The organism is Halomonas sp. IOP_31 (genome assembly GCF_021151495.1).
In the GTDB taxonomy this organism is placed as follows: Bacteria; Pseudomonadota; Gammaproteobacteria; order Pseudomonadales; family Halomonadaceae; genus Modicisalibacter; species Modicisalibacter zincidurans.
This window is the reverse complement of sequence record NZ_JAIRBP010000039.1, coordinates 13713-27877: the sequence shown is the minus strand read 5'-3', so window position 1 is coordinate 27877 and position 14165 is coordinate 13713. Positions and strand designations below refer to the sequence as shown.

11 protein-coding genes and 1 pseudogene are annotated in these 14165 nt (G+C 64.7%); 10 read left to right on the top strand and 2 right to left on the bottom strand.

Annotated features, from left to right (window positions below; genetic code table 11):
- Positions 1-357: 357 nt before the first annotated feature.
- From K7I12_RS15490 to K7I12_RS15460, 7 genes are all read left to right on the top strand, one after another.
- Positions 358-987 (top strand): NUDIX domain-containing protein, encoded by a 630-nt coding sequence (locus tag K7I12_RS15490; RefSeq protein ID WP_031384047.1) that lies wholly within the window; start codon positions 358-360, stop codon positions 985-987.
- A 3-nt stretch (positions 988-990) separates the two neighbouring features.
- On the top strand, positions 991-1437 hold the full coding sequence (locus K7I12_RS15485) for a DUF1249 domain-containing protein (protein WP_031384046.1): 447 nt from the start codon (positions 991-993) through the stop codon (positions 1435-1437).
- 127 nt (positions 1438-1564) lie between these two features.
- Positions 1565-2299, top strand: coding sequence for a metallophosphoesterase (locus K7I12_RS15480; RefSeq protein ID WP_031384045.1), 735 nt, complete (start codon positions 1565-1567; stop codon positions 2297-2299).
- 249 nt (positions 2300-2548) lie between these two features.
- On the top strand, positions 2549-3466 hold the full coding sequence (gene cysD, locus K7I12_RS15475; RefSeq protein WP_031384044.1) for a sulfate adenylyltransferase subunit CysD: 918 nt from the start codon (positions 2549-2551) through the stop codon (positions 3464-3466).
- A gap of 70 nt (positions 3467-3536) precedes the next feature.
- Positions 3537-3881, top strand: coding sequence for a four helix bundle protein (locus tag K7I12_RS15470; RefSeq protein WP_031384043.1), 345 nt, complete (start codon positions 3537-3539; stop codon positions 3879-3881).
- Positions 3882-3958: 77 nt separating this feature from the next.
- Positions 3959-5401 carry a sulfate adenylyltransferase subunit CysN gene (cysN, locus tag K7I12_RS15465; RefSeq protein WP_231664629.1) on the top strand — a complete coding sequence of 481 codons (1443 nt, stop codon included), beginning with the start codon at positions 3959-3961 and terminating at the stop codon, positions 5399-5401.
- A gap of 164 nt (positions 5402-5565) precedes the next feature.
- Positions 5566-7641: an LTA synthase family protein gene (locus K7I12_RS15460; RefSeq protein WP_031384041.1), complete on the top strand. Its 2076-nt coding sequence runs from the start codon at positions 5566-5568 to the stop codon at positions 7639-7641.
- Between the two features lie 109 nt (positions 7642-7750).
- Here the strand turns inward: K7I12_RS15460 and cmoB are convergent, their stop codons facing one another.
- Complete coding sequence (gene cmoB / locus K7I12_RS15455; protein WP_231664628.1) at positions 7751-8755, bottom strand: tRNA 5-methoxyuridine(34)/uridine 5-oxyacetic acid(34) synthase CmoB; 1005 nt, start codon at positions 8753-8755, stop codon at positions 7751-7753.
- A 118-nt stretch (positions 8756-8873) separates the two neighbouring features.
- Positions 8874-9614, bottom strand: a pseudogene (gene cmoA / locus K7I12_RS15450) (carboxy-S-adenosyl-L-methionine synthase CmoA); the annotation flags it as partial.
- A 145-nt stretch (positions 9615-9759) separates the two neighbouring features.
- Here cmoA and pgi point away from each other — a divergent pair.
- The 3 genes from pgi to parE are packed head-to-tail and all read left to right on the top strand — an operon-like array spanning position 9760 to position 14016.
- Positions 9760-11430 carry a glucose-6-phosphate isomerase gene (gene pgi, locus K7I12_RS15445; RefSeq protein ID WP_231664627.1) on the top strand — a complete coding sequence of 557 codons (1671 nt, stop codon included), beginning with the start codon at positions 9760-9762 and terminating at the stop codon, positions 11428-11430.
- A gap of 29 nt (positions 11431-11459) precedes the next feature.
- Complete coding sequence (locus tag K7I12_RS15440) at positions 11460-12095, top strand: YqiA/YcfP family alpha/beta fold hydrolase (protein WP_231664626.1); 636 nt, start codon at positions 11460-11462, stop codon at positions 12093-12095.
- Between the two features lie 25 nt (positions 12096-12120).
- Complete coding sequence (parE, locus tag K7I12_RS15435; protein WP_231664625.1) at positions 12121-14016, top strand: DNA topoisomerase IV subunit B; 1896 nt, start codon at positions 12121-12123, stop codon at positions 14014-14016.
- Positions 14017-14165 lie beyond the last annotated feature (149 nt).

Sequence of the window (14165 nt, the reverse complement as noted above, 5' to 3'; positions counted from 1 at the left end):
GAAGCCTGGCAGCAAGCGAGCCAATCACGATGTTGAAACCATCGACTGGAGAGCCGTGTGCGGGAGAACCGCACGCACGGTTCGGAGGGCGGGGAGGCGAAGCCTTCCCGACCCCTATCAAGAAGCGTCTTCTTCAATGGCCGTCCAGGCCCGGTTTTCGTGGGAGCGAATTTATTCGCGATAGGGGCAGCCGAAACCGATCGGGAACAAGTTCCTTGCCACGAGCTATACCCAATCTCGCATGGCGGTGAAAGGAGACGGCTTTGTCGGAGCGCGACTTGGAATCCATCCAGCGGCCCGGGATAATGGGGCGCATTGTGTCCGCGCCCGGGTGCGTCCCGGCCGATTGGAGAGTTCATGACCGACGACCATTCACAGGGCGCTACGCGCTTTACCGGCGCCGATGTCGAGCGGCTGGAAAGCGAGTCGCTGTATCAGGGGTTTTTCAGCCTCGAGCGTCGCCACCTGCGCCATCGGCTGTTTCAGGGCGGCTGGAGCCGCGTGCTCGAGCGCGAGGTGCATGTGCGCCGCGACGCGGTCGGCGTGCTACTCTACGATATCGAGCGCGATAGCGTGGTCCTCGTCGAGCAGCTGCGCGCCGGAGCGCTCGATGATTCGCTCAGTCCCTGGAAACTCGAGCCCGTCGCCGGGCTGATCGAAGCCGGCGAGGACCCGGCCGAGGTGGCGCGCCGTGAAGCCATGGAGGAGGCGGGTTGCCATATCGACGAGCTGATCGAGCTGTACAGCTACTATCCGAGTCCCGGGGGCAGCGACGAGCGGGTCACGCTGTTCTGCGGGCTCGTCGACAGCCGCGAGCTGGGCGGCGTGCATGGCCTGGAGGACGAGGATGAAGACATCCAGGTGCACGTGCTGCCATTCGTCCGCGCTCAGCAGTTGCTCGAGGCGGGGCGGCTGGATAACGCCATGTGCCTGATCGCCTTTCTCTGGCTGACACGCGAACGGGCCTCATTGCGAGCAAGGAGATAAGCCGTGGCCAGAACCGCGTATGTCACTGACCTAAAAACGCTGCAGGGCGAATGTACCGCCAACTACCTGCGCCTGACGCGGCTGCTTGGCGAGTTGGGGGCCGGCGAGGTGCGTGAGGTGTCGCTGACCGGCGGCGCCGGCTGTTTCGGTACGCTGTGGCTGGAGGTCGCCGAGCGCGCGCCCTACACGACCATCGTGCGGGTGGCCCAGACCGGAGTGCTCGACGGCATCATCGATTCGCCGCGCATGAACGTGCATCTCTATCACGACGTGCGCATGGCCGAAGTCACCGACTTCCAGCGTCAGCGTCATTTCAGCGGACGCTACCGCTACCCCAACCCGCGCATGCATCAGCCCGACGAGAAGCTCCAGCTCAACCGTTTCCTCGGCGAATGGCTCGAACACGGCCTGGCGCACGGCCACGCGACCGACCTCTCGACGACGCGCTAGCTACTTGCGGCAGGCCGCGAGCCTCGCGCAACTGCCGATTCCCTTCGTCTTGACCCTCGTTCGGAATACCATCGCCTACCGTGCGGCGGGCATGACACGCACTTTCGAGCCCAGGAGTGAATAGCCGATGCGGCTGGTCCAGGTCACCGATTGCCATCTGCATGCCGACCCCGCGGCCCGCTCGCGGACGGGCGTGCCGCATCGCCAGCTCCATGCGGTACTCGAACGGGCGCGCTCGCTGCGCCCCGATCTGCTGCTGGTGACCGGGGACATCAGCGAGGACGAGTCGCCGGCTTCCTATCGCCACGCCGCCGAGGCGTTCTCGGCGCTGGAGTGTCCCTGGTTCTGGCTGCCCGGCAATCACGACCGCCCGCGCTACATGGCCGAGGAGCGTGAACTGCTTGACGAGGTCGACTTGGGCGAGTGGCGCCTGTTGCTGCTCGATTCGCACGTCAATGGCCAGGCCCATGGGGAACTCGGCCAGGCCCAGTTGCAAGCCCTGGCGCTGGCGCTGGAGGAGGACGACCGACCGACCCTGCTGGCGCTGCACCATCCGCCGGTCGAGGTGGGCTCGGCGTGGATGGATGCCATCGGCCTGACCGATCGCGAGGCCTTCTGGCAGACCCTCGCCGCCTACGCGCAGGTGCGGGCGATCCTGTTCGGGCATATCCATCAGGCCTTCACCGCGCGGCATGCATCGAGGCAGGGCGAGATCGTCATCTACGGCTGCCCGGCGACCGCCGATCAGTTTCTTGCGGGTTCGCCGGAGTTCGCCATCGACGAGGCCTCGCGTCCCGGGCTGCGGGTGGTCGACCTGGACGCCTCGGGGATCCATACCTGGATCGAGCGCATCGATAGTTGATATTCCCTAATGCGATTAAAGAATGTTCCTTAATTCTTTGACGTTATCATCGCTCGCTCGGTAACGTATCCCCTTGTTCATCGTCTGTGGTCAACGTGACAAGCGGTGGATCGAAGCTCTAAGGACGGCGCTCTGCGCCTGAAGCGATAAGCTGTAAGCAACAACCGCCCAATCTTTTGAGGTTACTTACAGTTTACGGCTTACAGCTATTTCCCCATTGGCACAGCCCTGAATTCCCCTGGATACTCCATGATCGAGATCACCCCCGAACGCCAGACTCACCTCAAGCAGCTCGAAGCCGAGTCGATCCACATCATCCGTGAAGTGGCCGCCGAGTTCGCGAACCCGGTGATGCTCTACTCCATCGGCAAGGACTCCTCGGTGATGCTGCACCTGGCGCGCAAGGCCTTCTACCCGGGCACGCCGCCGTTCCCGCTGATGCACGTCAACACCACCTGGAAGTTCCGCGAGATGATCGCGTTCCGCGATCGCATGGCGGCCGAGGTGGGCATGGAGCTTATCGAGCACATCAACGAGGAAGGCCGCGCGGCGGGCATCAACCCCTTCGAGCACGGCAGCGCCAAGTACACCGACATCATGAAGACCCAGTCGCTCAAGCAGGCGCTCGACAAGTACGGCTTCGACGCCGCCTTCGGCGGGGCGCGGCGCGACGAGGAAGCATCAAGAGCCAAGGAGCGCGTCTACTCGTTCCGCGACAAGTACCACCGCTGGGACCCCAAGAACCAGCGCCCCGAGCTGTGGAACATCTACAACGCCAAGATCAACAAGGGCGAATCGATCCGCGTGTTCCCGCTCTCCAACTGGACCGAGCTCGACATCTGGCAGTACATCTATCTGGAATCGATCCCCATCGTGCCGCTGTACTACGCCGCCCCGCGCCCGGTGGTCGAGCGCGACGGCATGCAGATCATGGTCGACGACGAGCGCCTGCCGCTCGAGGAAGGCGAAGTCCCCGAGGAGAAATGGGTGCGCTTTCGCACGCTCGGCTGCTACCCGCTCACCGGCGCGGTGGAATCGAAGGCTGCCACGCTGCCCGAGATCATCCAGGAGATGCTGCTGACCCGCACCAGCGAACGCAGCGGCCGCGCCATCGATCATGACCAGGCCGGTTCGATGGAGCGCAAGAAGCGCGAGGGATACTTCTAGCGCGCCGTAGGCGCGCTGGAAAGCCGTAAGCTGTAAGCCATAAGCTTTAAGCAGCCCGGAGGACGCCGACATAAATTTCGAGAAACTCCAGGTCTGGAAGCGCTCAGCCAGGCTATCAGCCGAGCTTTATAAAACCCTGCGGGATTTACGTGACTTCGGTTTCAAGGATCAGATCACGCGTTCAGGCTTATCGGTTCCCAGCAACATCGCGGAAGGCATGAGCCGATCTACGACGAAGGATAAGCGCCACTTTCTAATTATCGCGCGCGGCTCGTGCTCCGAATTACGCACTCAGATCTATATCGGCATGGAAATCGATTACGTACCCCAGGACAAAGGCCGTGAATGGCTACAGGAAACGCGAGAAATTTCCTCCATGCTCGCTGGCTTGATCGCCACCCTGGATAACGAATAGACGCAACGCCGCAAGCGGCGGTTGGTTGGGGTTTACTTACCGCTTAAAGCTTACGGCTTACAGCTCAGGATCTTGCTATGTCACATAAATCAGCCCTTATCGCCGATAATATCGAGCAGTACCTCCAGGAACACGAGAACAAGGACCTGCTGCGCTTCATCACCTGCGGTAGCGTCGACGACGGCAAGTCGACGCTGATCGGTCGGCTGCTGCACGACTCCAAGATGATCTACGAGGACCAGCTCGCCGCCATTACCCAGGCCTCCAGGACCAGCGGCACCACCGGCGACAGGGTCGACCTGGCGCTGCTGGTCGACGGGCTGCAGTCCGAGCGCGAGCAGGGCATCACCATCGACGTCGCCTATCGGTACTTCTCCACCGACCGGCGCAAGTTCATCATCGCCGACACCCCGGGCCACGAGCAGTACACCCGCAACATGGCCACCGGCGCCTCCACCGCCAGCCTGGCGGTGATCCTGATCGACGCCCGGCACGGCGTGCAGACACAAACCAGGCGGCACAGCTTTATCGCCGACCTGCTGGGCATCCAGCACCTGGTGGTCGCCATCAACAAGATGGACCTGGTGGAGTACTCCCAGGCGCGCTTCGACGCGATCGTCGCCGAGTACCGGCTGCTCGCCGACAAGCTCAATGCCCGCGACATCCGCTTCGTGCCGATCTCCGCGCTGGAAGGCGACAACGTCGTCAACGCTAGCGAGAACATGCCCTGGTACCGGACCGACGACGGCCAGCCGGGCACGCCGCTGCTCGAACTGCTCGAGACCGTCGAGATCAGCCACGACAGCAACCTTGCCGACCTGCGCCTGCCGGTGCAGTACGTCAACCGGCCCAATCTGGACTTCCGCGGCTACGCCGGCACGCTGGCCGCCGGCATCCTGCGCCCGGGGCAACGAATCAAGGCGCTGCCCTCCGGCAAGACCTCCACCGTCGAGCGGCTGGTCACGTTCGATGGCGATCTCGATGCCGCCTACCCGGGCCAGGCGATCACCGTCACCCTCAATGACGAGATCGACGTCTCCCGGGGCGACTGGCTGGTCGCCGCGGACGCCGAGATCGCGCTGTCCAACGCCTTCGCCGCCGACATCGTGTGGATGCACGAAACACCGCTGGAGCCCGGCAAGCTCTACGATCTAAAGCTCGCCACCCGCGATCTGGCCGGCAAGGTGACGGCGATCGACTACCAGGTCGACGTCAACACGCTCGAGCATCACCGCGCCGAGCGGCTCGCGCTGAACGCCATCGGCCGTTGCCGGGTCGAGCTGACCGCGCCGGTGCCGGTCGACGACTACCGCGTCAGCCCCGGCACCGGCAGCTTCATCGTCATCGACCGGTTGACCAACGTCACCGTCGGCGCGGGGATGGTACGCGGCGCGCTGGAGGGCGGCGGCGCGGCCGGCGAGGTCGACTGGCAGGCCTTCGAGGTCGAGCTCAACGCCCTGGTGCGCAAGTATTTTCCGCATTGGCAGGCGAAGGATGTGCGCCAGCTGCTTGGCAAGTAGATCTCGGCAATCGTGAGCGACGTCTTGGCGCCCCGCCGGTTCCGAAGCTGGCGGGGGCGCGCGTGTCTGTGACGGGGATTTGCCTACTCTATTGGCAATCTAACGTATCGTTAGAGTCGTTCAAGATCGATATAGTGTGCGCGCTTACCCGATTGAGATGACGCATGTATAACGATTCCGTGATGATGTCGCGCTGGCAGAACTGGCGCGAGTTGAACCGACAGCTCTGGCGTCTGGGGCTGATCGGGGTGGCAACGCTGGCCTTGATGCGTGTTCTGTTGTGGCAGTCGTATGCGCCCCCCACCCTGGAAGCGCCCGCCGGCGAGATGTGGCAGGCCTTCTGGATGGGGCTGCGTTTCGATGCCAAGATCATGGCGGTCCTTCTGGGACCCTGGCTTATAGTGGCTACGGTGTTGCTTCCCTTGCCGCGCGTCTTTCTGGCCGGCTGGCGTCGCTTGTGGTTGGTCTGGGCCATCGCGACCATGGCCTTGGTCAATCTCCTGGCACTGATTAATCATTTCTTTTTTAGCTTCTATCAAGGGCCGATCAATTCGCTGATCTTCGGGCTGTTCGAAGACGATACCCAGGCGGTGCTGAAGACGATATGGAGCGATTATCCCGTTTTTCCGTTGCTGATCGTCTTGATCGGCATGACGGGAATCCAGGTCGCCCTGATGCGACGCGGCCGTCGGCATGAACGGCGCCGGCTGGGATGGCCTCAAGCCACGCTGCTGGTGGCGGCTTCCTGGGTGGCACTGGTCGGGTTGGGGCGCGGCACCCTGGGGACATTCCCACTGCGCGAAATGCATATGTCGGTGTCGTCGAATGCCTTCGTCAATGACCTGGTGCCCAGTGGACCCGAAGCTCTTTATCTGGCCTGGAATGAGCGACAGGCCAACCGGATCGGTGACGATCCGCAGTCGGGGCTGGCGCGTTACGGTTTCAGCTCTTCCATGGCGGCGGCAAACGTGCTGGGCTGGTCGCAGGCCGATACGCCGCAGGCGGTTCTCGACCGCATGACCGTGACCACCCCTGTGCGACCCGCAGCAGAAGAAAAACCACCGCATGTCGTGGTCAGCTTGATGGAAGGCTGGGGACGTCATCCGCTGGATTTCGACGATGCCGAGAATAACGATCTGCTGGGCCGCTTGCGCCCCTGGGTGAAGGAGAAGGCGGACTACTTTCCGTATGCCTTGTCGTCGGGAAACGGGACATATCCCTCACTGGAAGGAATACTTTTCGATACGCCGATCAGCCCATTGACGCAGAGTCGTTATGGCTATCGTCAATATTCGACGTCGACGGTGCTGCCGTATGAGCGCGCGGGCTATCGCACTGTCTTCCTGACGGCGGGCTCGACGCAGTGGCGAAATCTTGACGATGCGCTCAAGCGTCAAGGCTTCGATGAAGTGTTGGGCGAAAACGCGATCCGTGAGCGCTTCCCCGAAGCCAAAGGCGGCACCTGGGGGCTCTATGACGAGTGGATGTTCCGTTACGCCGAGAAGCTTCTGGAGCAAGCCGAGGCCAACGATGAGAAGTTGATGCTGGTGATGCTATCGATCACCAACCATCCGCCGTACAAGATCCCGCAAGACTACGCTCCCGCGCCCCTGGGTGTCTCACGGCTGGGCGATGCGCTTGCCGTCTCGCCCCAGTTAGGCACCTCGATCCTCGAGACCTATCAATACGCCAATGACAGCATGGGGCGCTTTTTGAATCATCTCGAAGCCGATGGATTGATGGACCATACACTGTTCGCGGCCACCGGTGATCACAACACGCGCTCTCTCATTCAGTATCCCGATGCACATGACCTGTTCGACCAGTTCGGTGTGCCGATGCTGTTGTGGATTCCACCGGCCTACCGGGGAGAGGGCGAGGCACAGGTCGATGATTGGACCAGCCATCGGGATATCTTCCCGACGCTATGGGCGCATTCACTGTCCAATGCCCAGGTACCGTGGATGGGACGCGATCTGTACACGCCACAAGCATCGCCGATGGCGCTGACATTCAATCGTCAGGATGGTGGGCAGGGCGTCATGGTCAGCGACGCAGGCGCCGCCACGAATCTCGCCGACCCGACTTATTATCGTTGGTCGGGCGGTACGCTGCAGGCGGTTGAATCCCCCTCGCGAGCTCTCAAGGACCAAACCCGGCGCGCACAGGCGCGTATGGCGCTGGAAGGCTGGCGGATACGGCGTGAGGCCTTGCAGGCCGACGCGCGTGCAACCAATTGACGCCAAGCGCGGCGTTCCCTCCAGTGCCGTATTGAAGAGCGACAGCAAGAGAGGGCTCCTTCAGCATGCGAAATAACAATAAAAATTATCGTTTGCAATGAAGGGCGAGTCACTCGGGTTTGTGTGCCACCAGCACTGCGCGGCGCGGCGCCGGATGCCCCTCGACGGTCCGCGTGCGATCGTCAGGGTCGAGAAAATCGGTCAGCGACTGAAAGTTCATCCACTCGCTGCGGCGTTGCTCGTCGAGACTGGTGGGCGCCTCGTCGACGAGGCGCACGTTGACGAAACCGCAGCGCTTAAGCCAATGGCTCAGGGCGGCCGAGGAGGGCAGAAAATACACGTTGGGCATCTGCGCGTAGCGCTCGCCGGGCATCAATACCGTCGTCGCGTCGCCCTCGACGACCAGCGTTTCCAGCACCAGTTCGCCGCCCGGGCGCAGCGCGCCGCGCAGTTGCAGCAGGTGGTCGAGCGGCGAGGCGCGGTGATAGAGCACGCCCATCGAGAACAGCGTATCGAAGGCCTCGAGGTCAGCCGGAACATCCTCGATGCCGGCCGGTAGAAAGTGGGTGCGCCCGCCGTCGGCGTCGGCGACGAAATGGCGCACCGCCTGGAACTGATAATAGAAGCGCGGCGAGGGATCGATCACCAGCACGAACGACGCGCCCGCACCGGCCATGCGCCAGGCGTGATAGCCGTTGCCGCCGCCGACGTCGAGCACCCGGCGGCCCGCCAGCGGCGCCAGGTGCGGGGCGACACGTCGCCACTTCCAGTCCGAGCGCCACTCGCTGTCGATGTCGATGCCGCCAAGCCGATAGGGGCCCTTGCGCCACGGCATCAATGCCTTGAGCAGGTTGTAACAACGCCGCCGGTCGGCATCCGAGAGCGATACATCGACGCTGACGGTATCGCGATCGAGGGCGACGTCGCGCGCCGCGGCGGGTTCGGGTAGCTGGGGGAGTTTGGCCACGGCCTTCTCCCAGCCGGGCAGGTCGCCGTGGCGCTTACGGTCCAGCCCGCGGGCGAACTGCTCGGGCAGGCGCGCCAGCCAGGCATGCAACTGCTGGTCGACGAAGGCGTGATAGAGCGCCTGCTGGGCGCGGTCGGTGTCGGCCATGTCAGCGCGGCCCCCCGGTCTCGCCCTGGGCGTCCCGATACTGGGCGTCCCGATACTGGGCGTCCCGATACCGGGCGTCCCGATACCGGGCGTCCCGATACCGGGCGTCCCGATACCGGGCGTCCTTGAACGCGATCATCGCGGCGAAGTTGAGATACTGGAACCAGGTCGTGGCGCGGGCGAAACCGGCCCGCGCCAGGCGTGCATGGTGGGCCTCGAGGGTGTCCGGCACCAGCACGTTTTCCAGCGCGGTGCGCTTCTGGCTGATCTCCAGTTCGCTGTAGCCGTTGGCGCGCTTGAAGTCGTGATAGCGCTCCACCAGCCAGGCGTTCTCGGCCTCGTCGGCGGCGACGATCTTCTCCGAGAGCACCAGCACGCCGCCCGGCTCCAGCGCCTCGTAGAGCGTCGTCATCAGCGCGTCGCGCTCGCCGGGGGCGAGAAACTGCAGGGTGAAATTGAGCACGATCATGCTCACCGGGCGGTAATCGAGATGGCGGATGTCGCCCTCGACGATCTCGATGGCATGCTCGGGGCACTCGGCGGCGAGCGTCTCGCGGGCCCGGGCGACCATGGCCGGCGACAGGTCGACGCCGGTCAGCGAAAACGCCTCGGGCGGCAGGCGCCCGGCCAGCGCCAGCCCCACCGCGCCCAGCGAGCAGCCCAGGTCGTAGACATGCCCGCCGTGGCGCAGGTGGCGCTCGGCGATCACCCCGAGCATGCCGAGAATCTGGCCGTAGCCGGGGATCGAGCGGCGCACCATGTCGGGGAAGCAGGCCACCACCTGCTCGTCGAAGGAAAATCGCGCGACCCGGTCGAGGGGTGTCGTGAAGATCGCGTCACGGTAAGATGCATCACTCATGGGCATTCGCTAAGCAGGCTTGGTGAGGGCGGCGGGCGTCAGGCGCTGACAGTTTACCCACCGACCGCCCGGCTTGCACCCGCCGCGAAGCCGCCGGGCACGACCACCGTCGTGCGATACGCAAGGATCGTTCAAGGAGGAGCCGATGACCGAAACCGCGACGATCGACCAGCATCCCGCCTGGAAGGCGCTGCTCGACCACGCCGAGGCGATGCGCGACGTGCATCTCAAGGATCTGTTTCACGAATCCGACCAGCGCTATCCCGACTTCAGCCGTCGGGCCGCGGGGCTGATGCTGGATCTGTCCAAGCAGCGCTGGCGTCGCGAGACGCTGGACAAGTTGCTCGCACTGGCCCGCGTCGCCGGCGTGCCCAAGGGCATCGAGCGGCTGCTGGCCGGCGAGCGGGTCAACCTGAGCGAGGACCGCCCGGCGCTGCATACCGCGCTGCGTCTGCCGGCGGGTGCGCATCTCAATGTCGAGGGCGAGGACGTGGTGCCGGGCGTGCATCGCACCCTGAAGCGCATGGCGGCGATGGTCGACAAGTTTCACGCCGGGCAGTGGCGCGGCGCCACCGGCAAGGCGGTCACCGACGTGGTCAATCTCGGCGTGGGCGGTTCCGACCTGGGGCCGCTGATGGTCACCCATGCGCTGGCCGACTATCGCCCCCGCGACATCCATCCGGTCGAGGTGCATTTCGCCTCGACCATGGACGGCTCGCAACTGGCCGACTACCTGACGCGCTTCAATCCCGAGACCACGCTGTTCGTGCTGTCGTCGAAGTCGTTCACCACCATCGACACGCTGTCCAACGCGCGCACCGCCCAGGACTGGCTGATGGGGCATCTGGTCAATGGCCGCGGCGATCGCGACCTGGTGATGCGCCAGCACTTCATCGGCGTCTCGGCGAGCCCCGAGAAGATGAGCGAATGGGGCATTTCTGATGCCAACCAGCTCGAATTCTGGGAGTGGGTCGGCGGTCGCTATTCGTTGTGGGGCGCCATCGGCCTGCCGATCGCCGTGGCGGTGGGCATGGACAACTTCCGCGAGCTACTCGCCGGCGCCCACGAGATGGATCGCCACTTCGCCAACGCGGCGCTCGAGGACAACCTGCCGGTGCTGCTCGCCCTGGCGGGCATCTGGAACGTCAACTTCCTGGATATCCGCGCCCACTCGATCCTGCCCTACGACGGTCGCCTGGAATTCTTCGCCAGTTATCTCGAACAGCTGGAAATGGAATCCAACGGCAAGTCGACCACCAATTCCGGCCAGACCACGCCCTACTCGACCTGCCCGGTGCTCTGGGGGCAATTGGGTCCCAACGCCCAGCACGCCTTCTACCAGTTGCTGCACCAGGGCACCCAGCCGGTCGAGTGCGACTTCATCGCGCCGATGCGCCGCTACGATCGCATCGAGGACGATGCCACCCGCGCGCTGCTCAAGGAGCAGCACCGCTTGACCCTGGCCAACTGCTTCGCCCAGTCGCGGGTGCTGATGCTCGGCGACGAGGCGATCGAGGACGACGGCCCGCGGCCCAACCACAAGCACTATCGCGGCAACCAGCCGTCGACCACGCTGCTGCTCGATCGCTTGACGCCGAGCACGCTGGGCTCGCTGGTGGCGCTCTACGAGCACAAGGTGTTCGTCCAGGCGACCATCTGGGACATCAACCCGTTCGACCAGTGGGGGGTCGAGCTGGGCAAGAAGATCGCCACCCAGACCGAGCGGGTGCTCGCCAGCCACGAAGGCGTCGAGGCCCTCGACGAATCCAGCCGCCACTTGATCGAGGCGGTCTGGCGTGCCGAGGAACAACGCTGAATGCTGTTTATCCGTCCAGGTTTCAGGGTATGCTGAGTGGCCCTTTGCAGGCGGCCCCGGTCGACGGGGTGCTCTATCTGCACGGTTTCAACAGCGGTAGCGATTCGCCCAAGGCGCGCCTGATGCGTGAAGCCTGCGCCCGCATCGAGCACCGCGGGCCGTTGCCGTGTCGCACGCCGAATCTTTCGCACCGGCCCGCCGAAGCCTTGGCGAGCGCCGAAGCGGCGCTCGCCGAACTCGGCGACAAGGTATTACTGGTAGGCAGCTCGATGGGCGGCTTTCTGGCCAGCGTGTTGGCCGAGCGTCACGATCTGGCGGCGGTGCTGATCAACCCGGCGGTAAACGCCTCGCGGCTGGTCGACGCCTGGCTGGGCATGGCGTTCGTCAACCCTTATAGCGGCAAGCGCTTCACCATCGAATCGGCGCATCGCGACGAACTCTTGGCGCTCGAGCCGGTGCGGCTCGCGCCCGAGCGCTACCTGCTGCTGCTGGGCAGCGCCGACGAGACGCTCGATTGCCGCGAGGCGTTCGCCGCCTATCGCGGTTGTCGCACGCTGATCGAGCCGGGCGGCGATCACGGCTTCAGCCGGCTGGCGGACTACCTGCCGGCGGTGCTGGCCCACGGTGGCCATGCCGCCGGCGCGCCGCTCACGGCCATTCAATGACACTCGTTAGCCTGATGGACACCGCATGACGCAATACAGTGCCACTTCCATTGAAGTCCTTTCCGGTCTCGAGCCGGTGCGCAAGCGCCCCGGCATGTACACCGACACCACGCGCCCCAACCACTTGGTTCAGGAAGTCGTCGACAACAGCGTCGACGAGGCGCTGGCCGGCCACGCCCGGGAAATCCGCGTGCGGCTTTACGAGGATGGCGGCATCGAGGTGACCGACGACGGCCGTGGCATGCCCATCGACATCCACCCCGAGCACGGGCTTTCCGGGGTCGAGCTGATCCTCACCAAGCTGCACGCCGGCGGCAAGTTCTCGCAGTCGAGCTACCGCTTCTCGGGCGGGCTGCACGGGGTCGGCGTGTCGGTGGTCAATGCGCTGTCCACGCGCCTGGAAGTGGAGGTCTGCCGCGACGGCGAGCGCCACGCCATCGCCTTCGCCAAGGGCGAGAAGGTCGAGGCGCTGGCGGTGATCGGCAGCTGCGCCAAGCGCGCCACCGGCACCGTGGTGCGCTTCTGGCCGGAGCTCGACTACTTCGATTCGCCGCGCCTGTCGCTGCCGCGGCTCAAGCATCTGTTGCGCGCCAAGGCGGTGCTGTGTCCGGGGCTCAAGGTGATCCTGACCGAGGTCGACGGCAGCGAGAGCATCTGGCAGTACGAGGACGGCCTGCGCGACTACCTGGCCCAGGCCACCGACGGCTACGAGGTGCTGCCGGCAGCGCCGTTCGTCGGCCACTTCGCCGACGACGAGCAGGCCTGCGACTGGGCGATCCAGTGGTTGCCCGAAGGCGGCGAGCCGTTGATGGAATCCTACGTCAACCTGATTCCCACGCCGCTCGGCGGCACCCACGTCAACGGCCTGCGCTCGGGGCTGCTCGAGGCGCTGCGCGAATTCTGCGACTACCGCAGCCTGCTGCCGCGCGGCGTCAAGCTGACCGCCGACGACCTGTGGGAGCGAGTCTCGTTCGTGCTCTCGGTGAAGATGCTCGACCCGCAGTTCGCCGGCCAGACCAAGGAGCGGCTCTCCTCGCGCACCGTCGCCGCGTTCGTCTCCGGGGTAGTCAAGGACGCCTTCTCGCTGTGGCTCAATCACCACGTCGACCAGGCCGAGGCGCTCGCCGAGCTGGTGATCAGCGCCGCCCAGCGCCGCCAGAAGAGTGCCAAGAAGGTCGCGCGCAAGAAGATCACCGCGGGCCCGGCGCTGCCCGGCAAGCTGGCCGACTGCTCGGGGCAGGACCCGGTGGCCAGCGAGCTGTTCCTGGTCGAGGGCGACAGCGCCGGGGGCAGCGCCAAGCAGGCCCGCGATCGCGAGACCCAGGCGATCCTGCCGCTGCGCGGCAAGATCCTCAACACCTGGGAGGTCGAGTCCCACGACATCTACGCCTCCCAGGAGGTCCACGACATCGCCGTGGCGATCGGCGCCGACCCGGCCAGCGCCGACCTGACCAAGCTGCGCTATCACAAGATCTGCATCCTCGCTGATGCCGACTCCGACGGCCTGCACATCGCCACGCTGCTGTGCGCGCTGTTCGTGCGTCATTTTCCGGCGCTGGTCGATGCCGGCCACGTCTACGTCGCGATGCCGCCGCTGTATCGCATCGACCTGGGCAAGGAGGTGTTCTATGCGCTGGACGAGAGCGAGAAGGCGGCGATCTTGAAGCGCCTTGAGGGCAAGCGCGGCACCCGGAAGGCCGGCCCCATCAACGTGCAGCGCTTCAAGGGGCTCGGCGAGATGAGTCCGCTGCAGTTGCGCGAGACCACCATGGCGGTGGACACGCGCCGGCTGGTGCAGCTGACCCGGGTCGACGGCGACGGCACCAGCGAGATGCTCGACATGCTGCTGGCCAAGAAGCGCGCCAGCGATCGCAAGGGGTGGCTCGAGGATTACGGCAACCTGGCGGACATAGAGGTATGAGCCGGCTTCGCCGGGAGCCGTCAGCTTTAAGCCGTAAGCCCTAAGTAATATCAGCGATCATGGGGTTTTACTTGCAGCTTATAGCTTACGGCTTACAGCTCATCACAGAGGTTGAAGAGGGCGCAGTCCTCGATGACTCCACAAGTGTG